The sequence below is a fragment of the Saccharothrix sp. 6-C genome, from assembly GCF_016695385.1.
GTDB classification, from domain to species: Bacteria; Actinomycetota; Actinomycetes; order Mycobacteriales; family Pseudonocardiaceae; genus Actinosynnema; species Actinosynnema texasense.
Map to the genome: position 1 here is coordinate 2,776,671 of NZ_CP064192.1, position 19,317 is coordinate 2,795,987.

Below are 19,317 nucleotides of genomic sequence, written 5' to 3' on the forward strand. Positions count from 1 at the left end.
CCGACCACTCGCATCACATTCCTCCTCGCGCTCCCCGATGACCAATCCGAACCATCATCAACGGTCGAACCGGACACGCGGCACCCGGTCGAGAACACTATTCGCGCCGCAGCCCGAACAATCCCACCGGCGAACCCGTCGGCTTCCGCAGGACCACCTGCCAGTACCAGTGCCAGTCACCGGTTGACCTGCACACCACCACCTCCGAGTTGCATGACGAAACCCCTGGAACCCGTGAGTTCTGGTCACACATGTGAAGCGGGTCATGAATGTGAACAATAATGGTGTCAATTGGGCCGAGAAGCGGATCGACCCCGGTCGGCGGCGCTGATAGGAACCAGGCATGACGAGAACAGCGGTCGTGACCGGTGGTGGCACGGGTATCGGCAAGGCGGTCGCCGCCGACTTGGTCAAGCGGGGGTTGGACGTCGTGGTCACGGGCAGGCGCGAGGACGTGCTGACCGCCGCTGCCGCGGAGATCGGCGCGCGGGCGGTCGCCTTCGACGCCGCCGACCCCGACCGGGTGGACGAAGCGCTGGCCGCGCTGCCCGACCGGGTGGACGTCCTGGTGAACAACGCCGGCGGCAACATGGCCCGCCGCCGCGGGGCGCCCGAGGGCCTGGCGGACGTGCGCGACCTGTGGCTGGCGAACTTCGAGTCCAACGTGCTCAGCGCCGTGCTGGTGACCACCGCCCTGGAGCCACGCCTGGCCGACGACGCCAGGGTGGTCACGATCGGCTCCATCGCGGCCCGCCGGGGCTCCGGCAGCTACGGCGCGGCCAAGGCGGCCATCGAAGCGTGGACCGCCGACCTGGCGTTCGCGCTGGGCGGGCGGGGGATCACGGTCAACGTCGTGTCGCCCGGCGTCACCGAGGAGACCGAGTTCTTCGGCGGCACCCTGTCCGAGGAGCGGCGCAAGAAACTGGTCGGCAACCCGGCCAACGGCCGCGCCGCCACACCGGCCGACATCGCCGCCGCGGTCACCTTCCTGACCTCCCCGGAAGCCGGCCACCTGACGGGCCAGGTCATCGGCGTCAACGGCGGCGCCAACCTCGGCCGCTAACCCCCGCCCCCCACTCCCGCCCCCCACTCCCGCCCCCGACCCTGCCCCCCAACGGACCCGCCACATCCCCACCCAGGCCCGATTTGACATGGGTTCGGGTGCTTTAGGCTGGTCGAAGCCGGACAGGCTTGGCGGGCGCTTTATCCGCCAGGCCTGCCCGGCTTTGGCCTGCCTGGAGCGCCCGTAAGGGCCCCATGTCAAATCGAGCCGCCCGCACCACCACCCCCCTCCCACCCCTCGCCCAACTCACCCCCGGCCCAAACCCACCCAAACCCGCCCAACCATTCCTGCCCGCCTCACCTACCGTGTGTCCCCATGCGGGTCTGTGTGTTCTGCGGCTCGTCCAGCGGACGGGTCCGGCATGTCGAGGTGGCGCGGGAAGTCGGTCGCGCGCTGGCCGAGCGGGGCGTCGAAGTCGTCTACGGCGGCGGTCGGGTGGGGACGATGGGTGCGCTGGCCGATGGGGCGCTGGAGGCGGGCGGCTCGGTCATCGGGGTGATCCCGCGCAGTCTGGTCGACTGGGAGGTGGCGCACGAGAACCTGACCGAGCTGCACGTCGTGGCGTCCATGCACGAGCGCAAGGCGTTGATGGCGGAGCTGTCGGACGCCTTCGTGACCCTGCCCGGCGGCGCGGGCACGTTGGAGGAGCTGTTCGAGGTCTGGACGTGGGCCCAACTCGGCCTGCACGCGAAACCGGTCGCACTTCTGGACGTCGACGGGTACTTCACGCACCTCATCAGGATGATCGACCACATGGTGGAGGAGGGGTTCCTCAAACCGCCCTACCGGGACATGCTGCTGGTGGATCACGACTTCGACCGGCTCCTCACGCGCTGCGCCGACTACCGGACGCCGGACTACACCTGGACCGACGAGGAACCCCTGTCGTAGCGCGAAAACCCCTGCCGCAGCACGGGGAAATCGGTACGGTGAGGTCAACGCGAAGGGATTTCGCAAAGTTTCGCGCCATCCGGGGGGAGCGGGCGATGGACATCAACCACTGGCAACAACGTTTGGCGGAGCTGTGCGAGGCGCACACGGTGCCCGGAGCTTCACTGGCGATCCTGGTCGACGGCGAGATCCACGAGTGCGCGACCGGTGTGCTGCACCGCGGCACGGGGGTCGAGGCGACCGCGGACTCGCTGTTCCAGATCGGCTCGATCACCAAGCTCTACACCGCCACCTTGATCATGCAGCTGGTCGCCGAAGGCGCGCTCGACCTGGACGCGCCGGTGGTCACCGTGCTGCCGGAGTTCGCCGTGGCCGACCCCGTGGCCACCAAGACCGTGACGCCCCGCCACCTGCTGACGCACACCAGCGGCATCGACGGGGACTTCTTCCGCGACACCGGGCGCGGTGACGACTGCGTGGCCGCCTACGTGGCGGCGTGCGCGGACCTCGGCCAGAACCACCCGCCGGGCGTCACGATGTCCTACTGCAACAGCGGGTTCACCGTGCTCGGCCGGATCATCGAGGTGCTCACCGGCCAGGTCTGGGACGACGCCCTGCGTGAACGGCTGCTCGACCCGCTCGGCGCGCACGACACGATGACCCTGGCCGAGGACGTGCTGAGGTTCCGCTCGGCCCTGGGCCACCTCGGTGAACCCGGCGACGAGCCCGTGCCCGCGCCCCTGTGGGGGCTGGCGAGGTCCGCCGGACCGGCCGGGACGATCAACGCCACCGCCGCCGACGTCGTCCGCTTCGCCAAGCTGCACCTGGACGGCGGCCGCGCCCCCGACGGCACGGTGATCCTGCCCGCCGAGCAGGTGGCCGCGATGCACCGGCCGCTGGTGCAGCTGCCCGCGAGCCAGGCGCACCGCATGTGCTGGGGGCTCGGGTGGATCGTCTACGACTGGCCCGGCGGCCCGGTGATCGGGCACGACGGCGCGACGGTCGGGCAGAAGGCGTTCCTGCGGGTCGTGCCCGGCGCGGGCGTGGCGGCCGCGCTGCTCACCAACGGCGGCGTGCCCGCCGAGGTGTCCCAGCGGCTGTTCACCGAGCTGCTGGCCGAGCACGCCGGTGTCGTGGTGCCGGACTTCGCGCCGCCCGCCGAACCGCCGGTGGTGGACGTCTCCCGGTACGTCGGCTCCTACGTGCGCGAGGGCTACGACGTGGAGGTGACCGAGCGGGACGGCGTGCTGAACCTGCGCGGCGAGAGCATCGGCGAGCTCGCCGAGATCAACGCGGTGACCAACGCGGTGCTCGTGCCGGTGGAGGAAGGCCTGTTCGCGGCACGGCGCAACGAGCACGAACCGTGGGTGCCGGTAGTGTTCTACACGCTGCCCGACGGCTCGCCGTACCTGCACTTCAGCATGAGGGCCGCCCCGAAGAGCTGAGGGTGCGGCCGCACGGTCGGGGACACGACCGGGGAACGGCCGACCGCTCGGGCGCAGACCTCGCCGTCCGCCGTCCGCCGCCCGGAGCCCGGAGCTGTTGCTGGCACCCGGCGGCCCGTCCCGGCCCGACGTCCAGTCCACAGCGGACAGTCGCGCGGGCGGGCGGACCGGCGCATCGCCCGTCCACGTGGAATGGCGTCGCTGGTCACCAGCGCGATCCGCTGCACACCGGTCGGCGGCGCGGTGTCCGCCGCGGCCGGGTTCGACCGCGGGTCAGCTGTCCTTGACGGTGATCCCGAGGGTGTGGGCGAACGCCGGCGCGAGGTCGATCGCCTGGGCGAAGGTGATCGTCGCGCCGCGCAGCGAGGCGACCCCGCTGCGGATGCCCAGTTCGGCCGCGTCGCGGAGGTCCACCTTCTTCAGCTCCACGTCGTCGAACCGGAGGTCTTCGAGCGTCGAGCCCGGGAACGTGACGTCGGTGAGCCGGGCTTCGGTGAAGTCGACGTCGCGCAGGACGCAGCCGATGAACGCGACGTCGCGCAGCACCGCGCCGCGCAGGTTGACCGAGACGAGCTTGCAGCCGAAGAACGTGACGCGGCTCAACCCGGCCTCGAACATCGCCACCCCGGCGAACGCGCTGTTCACGACTTCCGCGTCGAGCCACCCGGTCTCGGCCAGGTCGGTGCCGATGACCTGCACGCCGTGCAGCCACACGTCGTTGAACCGGGCGCGCCGCAGCGACCCGTCGGTGAAGCGGACGGTGGACAGCGCCGATTCGCTGAACCGCGCGTTGCCCGCCGCGAGGTCGGGGAACTCCTGGTCGGCGAGGTGGACGACGTTGTAGTCGCCGCCCGGCTCCAGCCGCCCGCCGTCGTGGTCCTCCAGGTAGGCGGCGAACGGCAGGTCCGCGAGCGCTCGGGGTTCCGACATGCGGGGATGGTAGCCGGCGGCCGACCGGCCCGCGCCCGCGTGGCGGTGCCCACACCAACTACCGATAACGATAATCATGTTGTTAGGTTCACGGTGCTCTGTCACCGAACGCTGGGACGACCCGTGCGCCACCGCTCCTCCACCGCCCTCGCGGCGTGTGCCCTGCTGCTGACCGGGTGCTTCGCCCCCGGCGCGGAACCGTCCGACGGGCGGATCAAGCTCGCGATGCTGCAACCGCCGCGGTCGGGCCTGACGCCGTTCAGCGACGACGCGTTCAAGCTCTCGCGCTGGTCCACCGCGGAGACGCTGGTCACCCTCGACGCGGCCGGCGACGCCCGGCCCGGCCTGGCCACCGGGTGGCGGCGGATCTCCGAGCACGCCTGGGAGTTCACCGTCCGCCCGGGCGTGACCTTCCACGACGGCACCGCGTTGACCTCGGCCGCCGTCGCGAACACCCTCACCCGCGCCACCACCGCCTCGCCCAAGCCGCGGATCCTCGACGGCGTCGAGCTGACCGCCGAGCCGGCGGGCGACGCCGTCGTCGTCACCACCGCCGCCCCCGACCCCCTGGTGCCGCAACGGCTCTCGTCGCCGCAGTTGGCGATCCTCGCGGAGAGCGCCTACCGCGCGGACGGCAAGGTCGACCCGGTGGGCACGGGCACCGGACCGTTCCGGCTGGTCGCGGTGAACGGCACCACGACCGCCACGCTCGACCGCTACGACGGCTACTGGGGACCGAAGGCCGCCGCCGAGGGCATCGACGTGTCGTTCGTCCCCGACGGCACCGCGCGTGCCGCCGCGATCCGCAGCGGTGAGGCGCACATCGCGGAGGCCGTGCCGGTGTCGCAGGCGGCGCTGCTCGACCGGGCGACGATCACCGAGGTGCCGATGCCGCGCACCAACACCCTGTACCTGAACACGAAGACCGGACCGTTCCGGGACCAGGGGTTGCGCGCCGCCGCTCGGGAGGCGATCGACGCGGCCGAGATCGTGCGGGGCGTCTACGAGGGCCGGGCCGACGTCGCCCAAGGGCTGCTCGGGCCCGCCCTGCCGTGGGCCGCCGCCGGGCGCACCCCGCTCGCCGGCCGCGCCGAGGCCACCGCGCCCGCCGGCGTCGCCATCACCCTGGCCACGTTCTCCGACCGCGCCGAGCTGCCCGAGGTCGCCTCGGTGCTGCAACAGCAGTTGCAGGACGCCGGGTTCACCGTCACGCAGGTCGTGCGCGAGTACGCGCACATCGAGGAGGACGCGCTGGCCGGGAAGTTCGACGCGTTCATCCTGTCCCGGGCGACGGTGCTGGACTCGGGCGACCCCGTCGCGTACGTGCAGTCGGACTTCACCTGCGCGGGCTCGTTCAACATCGCGCAGCTGTGCGACGGCGAGGTGGACGCGGCCGTGCGGACCGCCGCCGCCACCGAGGCGGGCGACCAGCGCCGGGCCGCGATCCTGGCGGCCGAGGCGGCGGTGCTGCGGACCGACGCGGCGATCCCGATGCTGCACGAGCGCGTGATCCAGGGCGACGCGACGTCGGTGGTCGACTCGGCCAAGGACCCGCGCGAGCGAACGCTGATCACCTCCTCGACCCGGCTGCGGTGACCGCCCCGGACGCCCGCCCCGCCCCGGACGCCCGCCCCGCCCCGGACCCCCGCCCCGCCCCGGACGCCCGCCCCGCACAAAGCAGCGGCCTCCGCCAGCCGGGTGAGCCCGGCTCTCCGGCCGGTCGGCGTCGCGCGTGGGCCTCTCGGATCGGCCGTCGGGCCGCCCCGGCCTCCCGCGCCGGTCGGCGCGGTGCGCTGGTGTCCCGCGTCGCCGGGCCGGCCGCGGTCGTCGCGGTGATCGGGTCGCTGCCGTGGCTGTCCGGGCGGGACCCGGCGCTGTCGGTGCTGCGCGCCCGGTCCGCCGAGCAGGAGCCGACGGCCGAGGCGCTGGCCGCGGTGCGCCGCGAGCTGGGCCTGGACGTCGGCCCGGTGGCGTTGTTCGGCGACTGGCTGGGCGGCGTGCTGCGCGGCGACCTCGGCCGGTCGTGGGTCGGGGGCGGCGAGGTGCTGCCCTCGGTGCTGTCGGCGTTGGGCGTGTCGTCGGCGTTGATGGGCGCGGCGCTGGTCGTGGCGTTGGCGCTGGCTGCCGCGCTGTCCGCGTCGACGTTCGCGCGCGGTGCGCGGGGGACGGCACGTGCGCGCACCGGCGCTGCGGCGGCCGTGCTCGCCGCCCTGCCCGAGTTCCTGCTGGCCACGGTGCTGCTGGTGGTGCTGTCGGTGTGGCTCGGCTGGTTGCCGCCCTACGGCTGGCAGGGGGCGCGGCACCTGGTGCTGCCCGCGTTGGCGCTGGGCCTCCCGGCGGGGGGCGTCCTGGGACGGCTGGTGGACGACGCGCTGCCCGCCGTGTTCGAGGAGCGCTGGGTCGTGCTGTGGCGGTCCTGGGGGTGTTCGCCGCGAGTGGTCGGCCGGGCCGCGGCACGTCGAGCGCTGCCCGCCGTGCTGCCGCAGTTCGGGCTGGTCGCCGTGGGGTTGACCGGGGGAGCGGTCGCGGTGGAGGTGGTGTTCGCCGTGCCGGGCCTCGGCCGGACCGCGCTGGGCGCGGCGGAAGCCCAGGACCTGCCGCTGCTGCAAGGGGCAGTGCTCGCGCTGGTGCTGCTCGGGCTGGTGGGCGGCGTGCTCGTGGCCGGGGTCCGGCGGCGGATGCTCGGGCAGGCGTTGCGCGACGCCGCCCTGTCCGCCCCGCCGCCCGTGACGGTCCCGGTCGGCCGGCTGCACCGCGTGGTGATCGCGGTCGGCGTGCTGGTCCCGGCGGTGGTGATCTGCTGGGGGCTGCTGCGGGAGCCGCTGCGGGTGGACCCGGCCGCCAGGCTCGCGTCCCCGGCCTGGGCGCACCCGTTGGGCACGGACGCGCTGGGCCGTGACGTGCTGGCCAGGGTGGGGCACGGCGCGGCGGCCACGCTCGGCGTCACGGTCCTGGTGTGCCTGTGCTCGTTCGCGGTCGCGGTGGTCGTCGGCTTCCTGCCGGGCCTGGCCGAAGGCGCCGCGGAGACCGCCAACGCCGTGCCGCCCGTGATCGCGGGCATCCTGGTCGCGGCGGTCGTCGGACCGGGCACGGTCGGCGCGTCCCTCGCGGTCGGCCTGGTCTCCTGGCCGCCGCTGGCCGCCCACGCGGCGGCGCTGGTCCGGGAGAACCGCGCGGCCACGCACGTCACCGCGTTGCGAGCGCTGGGCGCCGGGCCGTTCTGGATCACGACCCGGCACGTCCTGCCCGCGGTCGCCGGTCCGGTGGCCCGGCACGCCGTGCTGCGCCTGCCCGGCATCGCGTTGGCCCTGGCGTCGCTGGGTTTCCTCGGCCTGGGCGCGCCGCCGCCGACGCCGGAGTGGGGGCTGATGCTGGCCGAGTCCCTGCCCTACCTGGAGCGCGCGCCGTGGGCGGCCCTCGCCCCGACCGCGATGCTGCTGCTCCTGGCCGTGGTGGCGGTCTCGCTGTCGACCCTGCCGAGGAAGCGGTGACGACGGAGCCTGCCTGCGCGAGCGGTCCACTCAGGACTCCCCGTCATTCACCCGAAAGAGTGGCGAGAGGTGGGAATAGGCGACGGTGGGCCGCGGGTTGGTGCCGGCATGACCGACTCAGGGTTCGACCCGCACGCGCTGCTCGCGAAGAGCCGGATCGGCGTGCTCGCGACCATCAAGGCCGACGGACGCCCCCAGCTCTCCCCGATCATGCCCTCCTACGACCAGGGCGCGGGCGTGATCCGGGTGTCGACCACGGACCGGACCGCCAAGGTCGCGAACCTGCGCCGCGACCCGCGGGTCGCGCTGGAGGTGACCAGCGAGGACGGCTGGGAGTGGGCCACGGTCGAGGGCACGGCCACGATCACCGGTCCCGGCGCGGACCCGCACGGGCCGGAGGTCGAGGCGCTGGTGGAGTACTACCGCCTCGCCGCGGGCGAGCACCCGGACTGGGCCGAGTACCGGTCGGTCATGGTGGCGGAGCGGCGGGTGCTCGTGACGATCGAGGTCGACCGGGTGTACGGCCAGAAGGTCAACTGACCGCGCCGCCCCGTGCGGTTCACCGCGACCGCACGGGCGGGAGCGCCCGAGCCGGGCTACCAGCGCCCGAAGTGCACGGCGTCCTCGAACGGCCGGCGCTTGCGCGTCCGGGGGGACGCGCCCGCCGAGACGGTCTCCTCGGCGCCGTGCCCGATCGCGATCGCACCGATCGGCACGTGGTTCGCGGGCACGCCGAACCTCGCGCGCACCTCGTCGAAGTCGTCCTCGCCGATGCCGAAGTACACCGCGCCGAGCCCTTCGTCGACGACGGTCTGCAGGATCAGCAGCACGGCCATCCCGGTGTCGACGTACCAGAACGGCACCGGCCAGTGGTCCTCGGCGTACCGGTCCAGGTAGGCGTCCTTCACCGCGAACGCGAGCACGACCACCGGCGCGGTCTTGACCGTGTCGGCGGCCCACAGCTGCCCGACCGACTCGTAGAACCCGGCCGTCTCCTCACCGCGCAGCACCAGGAACGCCTGACCTTGGGAGTACCCGGCCGACGGGCCGCGCAGCGCGTTGCGCATGATCCGCCGGACGCTCTCGTCCGGCACCGGCTCGTCGGTGAACTCCCGCACCATCCGCCTGCGCCGGACCACGTCCTGGAACTCCACGAGAACCCCGCCTCCTCGGTCGACCGACGACGGCTCAGCGCAACGTCGGCACGTCGCCGTTGCCCACCCGGACGACGTCGACGCCGCGCAGCCCGCTCCGCCACGAGGCAACCACATCGGCGAGCACGGCGGCGGACACCGGGCGCCGGCCCAGCCCGATGGCGTACCGGACCGAGTCCGCCGTCCGCTCGACCGGTCGCGGCCACGCGTGCGCGTCCGGCGTCCCGGCCACCTCCAACGCGGTCAGCAACGCCCGCACCCGGCCGCGCACCGGCCCGACCAGCTCGTGCGGCACGGTGAGCAGCGCCCACGCGGCGTGCGTCCGGTGCGCGTCGGGCGGCGCGGTCAGCCCGGGAGCGCCGGCCGACACGATCTCCCAGGCCCGGTACAGCTCGGCCGTCAGCAGGTCCCGGAAACCCGGGCCGACCTGCTCGGTGCACGAGCGCACGGGCGCGGCCGGCGTCATGATGGTCACCGGCGCGCCGGTGCGGCCCGGCTCCGTCGTCACACCGATCGGGTCGCGCCAGTCCCACGCCGCCCACGTCCCGAAGAACCCGGCGAGCAGGTCCGGTCCGTCCCACTCGCGCACGGTCCGCGCCGCGAGCACCGACCACCCCAGCCCCGGCACGCCGCCGAACGGCGCCGAGTCCAGGCCACGCGCCCGTGCCCACGCCTTGACCGCCCGCGCGAGCCGCGCGAAGTCCTCCTGCCGACCGGCGACCGCCGCCGTCACCGCCTCCGCGTCACCGACCGCGCTCAGCGCCACCCCGTCGGCGGCGGCGACCGCGAGGTCCACCCCGAGCCCGTCCACGACCAGGCGGACACCGGGCGAGCGGGCGCCGACCACCGGCCGGACGACCGCGCCGGGCAGCGCGGAGGCCACCCGTCCGGCCACCGCCGCCGGCTGCGCCACCTCGGCGACGAGGTCCAGGTCGGCGTCGGGCAGCCCGCAGCCCATCCGCCGCGAACCGACGACGTGCACCACGTCCAGCACGGCCGACAGGGCGCGGGTGACGCGGTCGGCCACCGCGTCCAACGACGGTCCGGGCGCGGTGGCCGGTTCTTCGAACCACCGCACCTCGCCGGTGCCGAGCGCGATCGCCGCACGGGGCAGCACGGGGCCTTCGCCCCGCTTCGACAGCAGCACCACCTCGTCCACCCGGTCGGACCGCGCGCCGATCGTCCCGGCCGCCTGCGCCGACCCGTCGACGGTGAGGTGCGGGGTGAAGTCGTCCCCGGTCCGGCAAGCGGGGAACGGCCGCCGCACCGCGTCGTGCAGCGCCGTCCACGGCGTGCGGCCGGCCGCGGCCGGGTCGAGCCACACCACGCCCCGCCCGAACTGCCGCACCCCGTCCACCCGCACCGGGAACGGCGGCACGGCGGCGACCGCCTCGGCCAGCAGCGGCACGGCCCGGTCGAAGTCGGACTCCGGCACGAACCCGGACAGCAGCGTCACGTGCGGCGGCCGGCGGTCGGATCGGCGCTCGTGCTCCCGCCGCACCCGCTCGACCTCCTCCCACGGCCCCGGCAGCCACACCACGGCGGTCCGCGGCGTCGGCGGCGAGTCGAGCGCGCCGGTGGCCGGCCCGGCGGGCGTCAACCGGGCCAGCACCCCGTAGTGGTCGGAGGCGAACAGGCCGTCGACGGGCCGGTCGCCGACCAGCTCCGCGCCGGCGCACCGCAACCCGCCGCGCAGGAACACCCGGTCCAGCCGCGACCGCCGGCCGGTCAGCGAGGACACCGCGGCCAGCGGGTTCACCACCGGGTCGAACGTCGGCGGCTCGTCGTCCCGCGCCTGCAGCCACGCGTCCCGCATCCCGAGCGCGGCGGCCGGCCGCCGGCTGCCGTCGTTGAAGTCGCCGACCAGCACCACGTCGCCCGCCACCCCGGCGAACGCCTCCGCCACCCGCCCGAGCTGGGCGCGCCGCTTGGCCGACCCGTTCGCGGTGTGGTCGCTGGTCAGGTGGGTGGCCGCGACGACGAGCGGCCCGTCGGCCGTCTCGACCACGATCGCGCCGACGGCCTTGTGCGCGCCCAGCGGGAACCGGGCGGCCTCCAGGACGGGCAGCCTGCTCAGCACCAGCAGGCCGGTGCGGTCGACGTCCGGCCCGGTCGGGTCCACGTCGAGGGTGTAGCGGGCGCGCACCCACGGCTGGGCGAGGAGCGCGGCGAGCAGGTCGGGCTCGACCTCCTGCAACGCGATGACGTCCGCGTCGGCCGCCGCCAGCTCGCCGAACAGCAGGGGACGGCGGCGGGCGGTGTCGATGCGGTCGCTGTCGTAGCGGTCCCACAACACGTTCCAGGTGAGGACCGTGGTGGATGGCCGCTGCTCCCGCGGCACGACCTCGCGGGTGGCCGAGGGGGTGCGGGTCGGTTCGGGTGCCGCCCTTCGCGCGGTGGCCGAGGGGGTGCGGGTCGGTGTCCAGCCGTGCAGCGGGTCCCAGGCGTGGGGGGTGCTCGCGGTGAACACCGGCGCACGCAGGCGGCGTGGCGCGCGCACCCGTCCCGCGCCCGACTCGCCGACGCGATCGAGCCCGGTGGCCCGGTCCCACACCACCTCGCCGTCCGCCTCCACGAACAGCACCCGGTGCCACGGCACCTCGCCGCCCGGGGTGAACGCGGGCAGCGCCACCCGCTCGGGCCGCGCCCCGCGCTGCTGCACGCCGAGCACGAACCGCGCCGGGTCGAACCGCGGGTCCCAGCGGACCTGGTGGTAGACCTCTTCGCTGGTGCGCATCACGGCTCCCCGGCGGTGTCCGCGTCGTCCACGGCGCCGCCCGCGCCGACGTACCAGGTCCGGTGGGCCTGCCACGGGTACGGCGGGCTGAACCGGTGGGCCTGCGCGTCGAGCACCGCGGCGGGCACGGGGTGCGTCCGCGACCCGTTGCGCCGGGCCACCTCCCGCTCGTCGACCAGCACCACCGCGTGCGTCACCATCGCATCGTGCCGCCGCGCGACCGCGTGCACCACCGCCCGTTGCGGCCCGGTCAGCGAGGTCGCGTCCCAGACCACGGTCCGGTGCGCGCGCAGGGCGGCGTCGAGCCGGTCGAGCCCCGCCCGCAGCACCCGGCCGTTGACCCGCTGGTCCGCCCGGTCGCCCGCCTCCTCGCGCAGGTCGTCCAACGACACCCGGGCGTCCGCCGCCACCCCGGCGGCGAACGTCGACTTGCCGCTGCCCGACAACCCGACCAGGTGCACCAACGACGGGAAGTCGCCGGACCGCCACCGCCACGTCGCGGCGACGGCCTCCGCCACGTCCAGCACCCGCCCGGCCCGGACGCTCGCGTCCCGCGCCTCGGCCCAGCACCGGTCGGCGGCCGGGCCCGGGTGCACGCCCAGCCCCGACCGCAGCCGGTCGAACGACCCGACGTCCTCGGCGTGCAGGGCCGACCAGGCCACGAGGTCGCGCGCGTCCGCGTCGGGCGCGACGGCGGCCGACACGGCGTGCAGCACGTCGAGGTCCACCGCCGTCGAGAAGCGCAGCAACCCGGCCCGCCGCGCCTCGTCCGGGAACGGCTCGTGCAGCAGCCGGTGCAGACCCACGAGGTCGCCGACGCGCCGCGCCACCCCGACCCCGACCGGGCCCGCGAGCAGCGACATCACCCGGCCGCGCCGAAGCCGGTGCGCCGCCGCCGCCAGCACGCCGACCAGGCGGGCTTCCCCGGTCGACCGCGCCGCCACCGCCGCCGCGGGCTCCGCGTCACCGGCGATCCCGACCGCGTCGAGCAGCGCGGACACGTCGAACGGCGCGCCGGACCGCACGTCCCACAGCACGGAGCCGGGCCCGAGGCCGTTCTCCACCACCGGCGCCGTCATCCAGTGCGCGTCGGTCCGCACGTGGTGCGCGCGCACCCACTTCGCCACCCGCCGGCCGAAGTCGGCCCGCCCGAACCCGTCGACGGTCCGCACCACGAACCCCTCCTGCCGCGTCGTGTCCACCCGCAGCCGGCGCAGCGCCCGCTCGTCGAACACCCCGCGCCACAGCACCGGGGGCACGGGCACGCCCAGGTCGCGCAGGAAGCGCGCGGTCCGGTCCCAGTCCAGGCAGCGGTCGCCGTCCCAGACGGAGAACCCGTAGAACCAGCTCTCCAGGTCCGCGTAGCCGATCGAGTGACGTGCGTAGACGTTCTCGCCGCAGATCCGCCACCCGCGGGGCACCCGCGCCCCGATCCGGCCCTGGAGCGCCTTGACCCACGACCGGGACGGGTGGTGCGCCGAGTCGAGCGACCGCGCGTGCACACCGTCGGCGTAGAGGGTGGTGTTCTCGCCGTCGAGCTTCTCGGTGACCACCACCTCACGGCCGCGCATCGCGTCCAGGTCGGCGACCCGCACGTCGTCCGCCGACGCGCCGGGCGACCACGGCAGGTGCGGCGTGCGCGGGTACGGCGTGCGCATGACCCCTCCCACCACTGGATTCGGGTGAACCATAGAGATCACCTGGCCGGGTCATCGACCGGTTTTCGGCGGTGTCCCGGCCGGCCGGGCGACTGGATACGATGACGATTCGACGAAGGTCGAAGAGAAAGGACGAACGTGGAGACGCTCGAGTTCCAGTCGGAGGCGCGTCAGCTCCTGCGGCTGATGATCCACTCGGTCTACTCGAACAAGGACACGTTCCTGCGGGAGTTGGTGTCCAACGCCTCCGACGCGCTGGACAAGCTCAGGCTGGAGACGTTCCGGGACAAGGACCTGGTCGCGGACACGTCGGACCTGCACGTCGCGATCGAGGTGGACCGGGAGGCGCGCACCCTCACGATCCGGGACAACGGCATCGGCATGACCCGCGAGGACGTGATCGGGCTCATCGGCACGATCGCCAAGTCCGGCACCGCCGAGTTCCTGCAGAAGCTGAAGGAGTCGAAGGACTCCGCCGCCTCGCAGGACCTCATCGGCCAGTTCGGCATCGGCTTCTACTCCTCGTTCATGGTCGCCGACAAGGTCACGCTCGTGACCAGGCACCCGCGCGCGGAGGGCGTCCGGTGGGAGTCCACCGGCGAGGGCACCTACACGATCGAGGACGTCGAGGACGCGCCGCAGGGCACCTCCGTCACCCTCCACCTCAAGCCTGCCGACCCCGAGGACCACCTCGCCGACTACACGTCGACGGCGAAGATCACCGAGGTCGTCAAGCGGTACGCCGACTTCATCACCTGGCCGATCAGGATGGCGAAGGAGGACGGCGCGGAGCCGGCCACGATCAACTCCCGCAAGGCGCTGTGGGCGCGGCCCGCGTCCGAGGTCACCGAGGACGAGTACGCCGAGTTCTACCGGCACGTCAGCCACGACTGGAACAAGCCGCTCGAGACGATCCGGATGCACGGCGAGGGCGTCTTCGAGTACCAGGCGCTGCTGTTCATCCCGTCCCAGGCGCCGCTGGACCTGTTCATGCGCGAGCGCAAGCGGGGCGTGCAGCTCTACGTCAAGCGCGTCTTCATCATGGACGACTGCGAAGAGCTGATGCCGGAGTACCTCCGGTTCGTCAAGGGTGTCGTGGACGCCCAGGACCTGACGCTCAACGTGTCGCGCGAGCTGCTGCAGCACGACCGCCAGATCCAGCAGGTGCGCCGCCGGCTGGTGAAGAAGGTGCTCTCGACCGTCAAGGGCATGATGGCCGACAAGCCCGAGTCGTACGAGACGTTCTGGCGGGAGTTCGGCGGCGCGGTCAAGGAAGGCCTGCTCGCCGACCCCGACAACCGCGACGCCATCCTCGACATCGCCTCGTTCGCCTCGACGGCCGACGCGGAGAAGCCGACCACGCTCGCGGGGTACGTCGAGCGGATGAAGGACGACCAGCGGCACATCTACTACATGACCGGCGACTCGCGGGCCACGGTGGAGAACTCGCCGCACCTGGAAGCGCTGCGGGCCAAGGGCTTCGAGGTGCTGATCCTCACCGACCCGATCGACGAGATGTGGGTCGACGCGGTGCCGGGGTACAAGGACATGACGTTCCAGTCGATCGCCAAGGGGCAGGTCGACCTGGAGACCGAGGAGGAGAAGGCCCAGGCGCAGGAGCGGCAGAAGGACTTCGCCGACTTCCTGGCCTGGCTGACGGGCGCCCTGGCCGACCAGGTCAAGGAGGTGCGGCTGTCCTCGCGCCTCACCACGTCGGCCGCGTGCGTCGTCGGCGACGCGCACGACCTGACCCCGACGCTGGAGAAGATGTACCGGGCGATGGGCCAGGAGCTGCCGCCGGTCAAGCGGATCCTGGAGCTCAACCCCGACCACGCCCTGGTCGCCGGGCTGCGCCAGGCGTTCGCCGAGCGCGGCGGGGACGACGCGTCGCTCGCCGAGTCGGCCGAGCTGCTGCACGGCATGGCGCTGCTCGCCGAGGGCGGCGACCTGCCCGACCCGTCCCGCTTCGTCCGGCTGATGTCGGACCACCTGGAGCGGGCGCTCTGAGCCCGGGTCCGGCGCGGTGGCTCCCACCACCGCGCCGGACACCGGTCGCCCTCGTCCGCACGACGCCGGCCGCCCGCGTCGTGTCCACCGGACTGCCCGGCCGCCCGCGTCGTGTCCGCCGGACCGTCCGGCCGCCCGCGCGCGGCACGGCCCGCACCGGTCGGGCGTGCGCCCTTCCCGCCGCACCCCGACCGCGGTCGCCGCGCGCTCGCCGGTCGCTCCCGACACCTCGCCGACGTCGTTCCCCGAAGGGGGCGACGACCGCCGAACTGATATTGGGCAGACTCTGGACCGCCGTCACGAAACTGCCGTATGTTCGCCGTCATGGAGCTGCGAGGGAAGGTCGCCGTGGTCACCGGCAGTGGCCGCGGCCTGGGCCGGGCGTACGCGGAAGCCCTGGCGCGGGCGGGGGCGGCGGTCGTGGTCAACGACGTGGACGCCGAGGCGGCGGGCGCGGTCGTGGAGGCGATCGCGGCCGAGGGGGGACGCGCGGTCGCCGTGGTCGCGCCCGTCGGACCGACCGGGACCGCCGACCGGCTCGTCGAGGCCGCCGTCGAGGAGTTCGGCGGGCTGGACGTCCTGGTCGCCAACGCGGGCATCCTGCGCGACCGGGTGCTGTGGAAGATGTCCGACGACGACTTCGACGCGGTGCTCGACGTGCACCTGCGCGGCACGTTCACCTGCGCCCGCGCGGCGGCGGTGCGGATGCGGGAGCAGGGCCGGGGCGGCAGCCTGGTGCTGATCTCCTCGCCCGCCGGCCAGCGCGGCAACTTCGGGCAGACCAACTACGCGGCGGCCAAGGCGGGCATCGTCGCCATGGCCCGCACCTGGGCGTTGGAGCTGGCCCGCGCGGACATCGCGGTCAACGCCGTGGTGCCGGTCGCCGCGACCGAGATGACCCGGACCATCCCGGCGTTCGCGCCCGTCATCGAGGAGGCCGAGCGCACCGGCGCGCCGTTCCCCGACTGGCTGCGCCGGGACGAGGGCCTCGGCACGGTGGAGGACGTCGCGTCGCTGATCGTCTACCTGGCCTCCGACGCGGCGCGGCACGTCACGGGGCAGGCCATCGGCATCGGCGGCGACCGGCTCGCCCTCTGGGCGCACCCCCGGGAGAAGGCGGTGGCGCTCGCCGACGGCGGGTGGACCGCGGACACCATCGCCGAGTCGTGGGCGACCGGTGTCGGCGTGGAACCGGAGACCTACGGCATCCCCGCGCCGACCCCGCCGGCGGCCTGACATGACCCTCGCCCTGGACGACCTGGTGGCCATCGACGTCCACACCCACGCGGAGGTGTCGAGGGACGGCCACCCGTCGTTGAGCCCCGAGCTGCTGGCCGCCTCCGCGAAGTACTTCGGCGCGCACGGCCACCGCCAACCCACCGTCGACGAGACCGCGGCGTACTACCGGGAGCGGCGGATGGCGGCGGTCGTCTTCACCGTCGACGCCGAGCACGCCACCGGCCACCCGCGCATCCCGAACGAAGAGGTCGCGGAGAACTGCGCCGAGCACCCCGACGTGCTCATCCCGTTCGCGAGCGTCGACCCCTGGAAGGGCCGCGCGGGCGCGCGCGAGGTGCGCCGGCTGGTCGAGCGGCACGGCGTGCGCGGCTTCAAGTTCCACCCCAGCCTCCAGGGCTTCGCGCCGAACGACCCGATGGCCTACCCGCTGTACGAGGTCATCGAGGAGCTCGGCGTGCCGGCGGTGTTCCACACCGGGCAGACCGGCATCGGCGCGGGCGTCCCCGGTGGCGGCGGCATCCGCCTGAAGTACTCCGACCCCATGCTCGTGGACGACGTCGCGGTGGACTTCCCGGAGCTGCGGATCGTCCTGGCGCACCCGTCGTTCCCGTGGCAGGACTCGGCGTTGGCGGTGGCCACGCACAAGCCGCACGTGCACATCGACCTGTCCGGGTGGTCGCCCAAGTACTTCCCGCCGCAGCTCGTCCGCTACGCCGACTCGCTGCTGCAGGACAAGGTGCTGTTCGGCTCGGACTACCCGGTGATCACCCCGGACCGCTGGCTGGCGGACTTCGAGGCGCTCGACCTCAAGCCCGCCGTCCGCCCCAAGATCCTCAAGCACAACGCGGCCAGGCTGCTCGGCCTCGACACGACAGACTCGGAGCGCACATGACCACCACCGTCACCGGCCAGGCGGAGCTCCTCGCGCTGGCCGGGCACGACCTCGGGCACACCGGGTGGCGCGAGATCACCCAGGACCGGGTCGACACCTTCGCCGACGCCGCCGACGACCACCAGTGGATCCACGTCGACCCGGAGCGGGCGGCCGCCGGGCCGTTCGGCGGCACCATCGCGCACGGCTACCTCACGCTGTCGCTGATCATCCCCATGTTCGGGGAGCTGCTGGCGGTCGAGGGCGTCCGGATGAGCGTCAACTACGGGCTGGACAAGGTGCGCTTCCCCAGCCCGGTGCGCGTCGGCGACAAGATCAGGCTCGCGGGCCGCGTCGTCTCGGTCGACGAGGTCGCGGGCGACGGCGTCCAGCTGGTGCTGGACTTCACCGTCGAGATCGACGGCACGGAAAAACCGGCGTGCGTCGCGCGCGCCGTGTACCGGCACTACCCCTGAGGGGGCCACCATGTCGAACCAGCCGGACGCGCCCAACGTCCAACTCCGCCGCGCCGTCGCGTCGAGCTTCATCGGCAGCGTGATCGAGTACTACGACTTCCTGCTCTACGCCACCGCGTCCGCCGTGGTGTTCAACAAGGTCTTCTTCTCCTCCCTCGACCCGCTCGTGGCCGTCATCGCGAGCTTCGGCACGTTCGCCACCGGCTACCTGGCCCGCCCGCTCGGCGGCGTCCTGTTCGGACACTTCGGCGACCTGCTGGGCCGCAAGCGGATGCTCGTGCTGACCATGACGTTGATGGGGGTGGCCAGCTTCCTCATCGGACTGCTGCCGACCTACGCCCAGGTGGGCTGGCTCGCGCCGGTCGGCCTCGTCGTCCTGCGCGTGGTGCAGGGCATCGCGGTCGGCGGCGAGTGGGGCGGCGCGGTGCTGATGTCCGCCGAGCACGCCACCCGCAGGCGCGGGCTGTGGGCCGGGTTCACCAACGCCGGCGCGCCGTGCGGGATGGTGCTGTCGACGCTGGCGCTGACGGCGACCGCCGCGCTGGTGGGCGAGCGGGCTTTCCTGGACTGGGGCTGGCGCATCCCGTTCCTGATCTCCGTGGTGCTGCTCGGCGTCGGGCTGTTCGTGCGGCACCGGGTCGAGGAGACGCCGGCGTTCCGGGCCGTGCGGGACGCGGGCGTCAAGCGCCGGGCCCCGGTGGTGGAGGTGTTGCGCGACCACCCGCGCGTGCTCCTGCTGGGCATCGGCGTGGGGCTGGCCGCGTTCGTCTCGCAGTCGACGTTGACGACGTTCGTCCTGGCGCACGGCGTGGCGGCCGGTCACGCGCGCCAGACCGTGCTCAACGCGCTCACGCTGTCCTCCGTCTGCGCCGTCGTGGGCATCCTCGGGTGGGCGGCCGCGTCGGACCGGTTCGGCAGGCGGCCGGTCGTGGTGGCGGGCGCGGTCGCGATGGGCGCGTACGCGTTCGTGCTGTTCCCCTTGGTGGACAGCGGTGACACGGTGTTGCTGACGGTCGCGCTGGTGCTGGGCCAGGGCGTGATCCACCCGATGATGTACGGGCCGCTCGCGGCCCTCTACAGCGAGCTGTTCAGCACCGAGAACCGGTACACGGGCGCGTCGCTCGGCTACCAGGTCGCCGGGCTGGGCGCGGGCGTCGCGCCGCTGCTGTTCGCCTCGATCCAGCGGGCCACCGGCGGGCAGGGGCTGACGCTCATCTCGTCGACCATCGCCGCGTTCTGCCTGCTCACCGTGGTGTGCGTGCTGGCGTTGAAGGAGACCGGCGCACGAGACCTCAGGGCGGTCGCCGTTTCCTGAGCTGTTGCCGAGCTGTTCGCCTGAGTCGTGACAGGAGGAC

The 19,317-nt window shown here is 73.8% G+C and carries 15 protein-coding genes; 11 read left to right on the top strand and 4 right to left on the bottom strand.

The window, feature by feature from the left end; genetic code table 11:
* Nucleotides 1-343 precede the first annotated feature (343 nt).
* The 3 genes from IOD16_RS12450 to IOD16_RS12460 all read left to right on the top strand — a co-directional run bounded on the left by IOD16_RS12450 (nt 344) and on the right by IOD16_RS12460 (nt 3,399).
* A complete protein-coding gene (locus tag IOD16_RS12450) occupies nt 344-1,063 on the top strand; it encodes an SDR family oxidoreductase (RefSeq protein WP_201440167.1) in 720 nt (239 codons plus the stop codon).
* 315 nt (nt 1,064-1,378) lie between these two features.
* On the top strand, nt 1,379-1,954 hold the full coding sequence (locus IOD16_RS12455) for a TIGR00730 family Rossman fold protein (RefSeq protein ID WP_201440168.1): 576 nt from the start codon (nt 1,379-1,381) through the stop codon (nt 1,952-1,954).
* Nucleotides 1,955-2,049: 95 nt separating this feature from the next.
* The gene (locus tag IOD16_RS12460; protein WP_201440169.1) at nt 2,050-3,399 is read left to right on the top strand and encodes a serine hydrolase domain-containing protein; all 1,350 of its coding nucleotides are present in this window, start codon (nt 2,050-2,052) and stop codon (nt 3,397-3,399) included.
* A gap of 273 nt (nt 3,400-3,672) precedes the next feature.
* Here IOD16_RS12460 and IOD16_RS12465 read toward each other — a convergent pair whose 3' ends face one another.
* Nucleotides 3,673-4,329, bottom strand: a complete 657-nt coding sequence (locus tag IOD16_RS12465) for a pentapeptide repeat-containing protein (protein WP_201440170.1) — start codon at nt 4,327-4,329, stop codon at nt 3,673-3,675.
* 123 nt (nt 4,330-4,452) lie between these two features.
* Here IOD16_RS12465 and IOD16_RS12470 point away from each other — a divergent pair, with 123 nt between their 5' ends.
* The 3 genes from IOD16_RS12470 to IOD16_RS12480 all read left to right on the top strand — a co-directional run bounded on the left by IOD16_RS12470 (nt 4,453) and on the right by IOD16_RS12480 (nt 8,360).
* The gene (locus IOD16_RS12470; protein WP_236594935.1) at nt 4,453-5,925 is read left to right on the top strand and encodes an ABC transporter substrate-binding protein; all 1,473 of its coding nucleotides are present in this window, start codon (nt 4,453-4,455) and stop codon (nt 5,923-5,925) included.
* Nucleotides 5,926-6,125: 200 nt separating this feature from the next.
* Nucleotides 6,126-7,820, top strand: coding sequence for an ABC transporter permease subunit (locus IOD16_RS12475; RefSeq protein WP_236594936.1), 1,695 nt, complete (start codon nt 6,126-6,128; stop codon nt 7,818-7,820).
* A 108-nt stretch (nt 7,821-7,928) separates the two neighbouring features.
* Nucleotides 7,929-8,360 carry a PPOX class F420-dependent oxidoreductase gene (locus tag IOD16_RS12480; RefSeq protein WP_123742094.1) on the top strand — a complete coding sequence of 144 codons (432 nt, stop codon included), beginning with the start codon at nt 7,929-7,931 and terminating at the stop codon, nt 8,358-8,360.
* Nucleotides 8,361-8,416: 56 nt separating this feature from the next.
* On the opposite strand, the gene IOD16_RS12485 is transcribed toward IOD16_RS12480, so the two are convergent.
* Genes IOD16_RS12485 through IOD16_RS12495 form a run of 3 tightly spaced genes read right to left on the bottom strand, consistent with a single transcriptional unit; the run spans nt 8,417 to nt 13,369 of the window.
* Nucleotides 8,417-8,974, bottom strand: coding sequence for a nitroreductase family protein (locus IOD16_RS12485; RefSeq protein ID WP_201440172.1), 558 nt, complete (start codon nt 8,972-8,974; stop codon nt 8,417-8,419).
* Between the two features lie 34 nt (nt 8,975-9,008).
* Entirely contained in the window at nt 9,009-11,711 is a 2,703-nt protein-coding gene (locus IOD16_RS12490) for an RNA repair domain-containing protein (RefSeq protein WP_201440173.1), read from the bottom strand.
* Nucleotides 11,711-13,369, bottom strand: coding sequence for an RNA ligase family protein (locus IOD16_RS12495; protein WP_201440174.1), 1,659 nt, complete (start codon nt 13,367-13,369; stop codon nt 11,711-11,713). Before IOD16_RS12495 ends, IOD16_RS12490 begins: the two co-directional genes overlap by 1 nt.
* A gap of 186 nt (nt 13,370-13,555) precedes the next feature.
* Between IOD16_RS12495 and htpG the strand changes: the two genes are divergently transcribed.
* The 5 genes from htpG (at nt 13,556) to IOD16_RS12520 (ending at nt 19,277) form a co-directional block, all read left to right on the top strand.
* Nucleotides 13,556-15,376: a molecular chaperone HtpG gene (htpG, locus tag IOD16_RS12500; RefSeq protein ID WP_236595155.1), complete on the top strand. Its 1,821-nt coding sequence runs from the start codon at nt 13,556-13,558 to the stop codon at nt 15,374-15,376.
* A gap of 324 nt (nt 15,377-15,700) precedes the next feature.
* Complete coding sequence (locus IOD16_RS12505) at nt 15,701-16,612, top strand: SDR family oxidoreductase (RefSeq protein ID WP_123747812.1); 912 nt, start codon at nt 15,701-15,703, stop codon at nt 16,610-16,612.
* A 1-nt stretch (nt 16,613) separates the two neighbouring features.
* Nucleotides 16,614-17,507: an amidohydrolase family protein gene (locus IOD16_RS12510; RefSeq protein WP_201440176.1), complete on the top strand. Its 894-nt coding sequence runs from the start codon at nt 16,614-16,616 to the stop codon at nt 17,505-17,507.
* Complete coding sequence (locus IOD16_RS12515; protein ID WP_201440177.1) at nt 17,504-17,962, top strand: MaoC family dehydratase; 459 nt, start codon at nt 17,504-17,506, stop codon at nt 17,960-17,962. Before IOD16_RS12510 ends, IOD16_RS12515 begins: the two co-directional genes overlap by 4 nt.
* Nucleotides 17,963-17,972: 10 nt before the next feature.
* Nucleotides 17,973-19,277: an MFS transporter gene (locus IOD16_RS12520; protein WP_201440178.1), complete on the top strand. Its 1,305-nt coding sequence runs from the start codon at nt 17,973-17,975 to the stop codon at nt 19,275-19,277.
* Nucleotides 19,278-19,317 lie beyond the last annotated feature (40 nt).

What these genes read in the sequence shown, in the direction of transcription:
- IOD16_RS12480 (WP_123742094.1), top strand. Translation starts at nt 7,929, where the DNA reads ATGACCGACTCAGGGTTCGACCCGCACGCGCTGCTCGCGAAGAGCCGG.
- IOD16_RS12455 (WP_201440168.1), top strand. Translation starts at nt 1,379, where the DNA reads ATGCGGGTCTGTGTGTTCTGCGGCTCGTCCAGCGGACGGGTCCGGCAT.
- IOD16_RS12490 (WP_201440173.1), bottom strand. Translation starts at nt 11,711, where the DNA reads ATGCGCACCAGCGAAGAGGTCTACCACCAGGTCCGCTGGGACCCGCGG.
- IOD16_RS12495 (WP_201440174.1), bottom strand. Translation starts at nt 13,369, where the DNA reads ATGCGCACGCCGTACCCGCGCACGCCGCACCTGCCGTGGTCGCCCGGC.
- IOD16_RS12450 (WP_201440167.1), top strand. Translation starts at nt 344, where the DNA reads ATGACGAGAACAGCGGTCGTGACCGGTGGTGGCACGGGTATCGGCAAG.
- IOD16_RS12460 (WP_201440169.1), top strand. Translation starts at nt 2,050, where the DNA reads ATGGACATCAACCACTGGCAACAACGTTTGGCGGAGCTGTGCGAGGCG.
- IOD16_RS12465 (WP_201440170.1), bottom strand. Translation starts at nt 4,329, where the DNA reads ATGTCGGAACCCCGAGCGCTCGCGGACCTGCCGTTCGCCGCCTACCTG.
- htpG (WP_236595155.1), top strand. Translation starts at nt 13,556, where the DNA reads ATGATCCACTCGGTCTACTCGAACAAGGACACGTTCCTGCGGGAGTTG.
- IOD16_RS12515 (WP_201440177.1), top strand. Translation starts at nt 17,504, where the DNA reads ATGACCACCACCGTCACCGGCCAGGCGGAGCTCCTCGCGCTGGCCGGG.
- IOD16_RS12505 (WP_123747812.1), top strand. Translation starts at nt 15,701, where the DNA reads ATGGAGCTGCGAGGGAAGGTCGCCGTGGTCACCGGCAGTGGCCGCGGC.
- IOD16_RS12510 (WP_201440176.1), top strand. Translation starts at nt 16,614, where the DNA reads ATGACCCTCGCCCTGGACGACCTGGTGGCCATCGACGTCCACACCCAC.
- IOD16_RS12520 (WP_201440178.1), top strand. Translation starts at nt 17,973, where the DNA reads ATGTCGAACCAGCCGGACGCGCCCAACGTCCAACTCCGCCGCGCCGTC.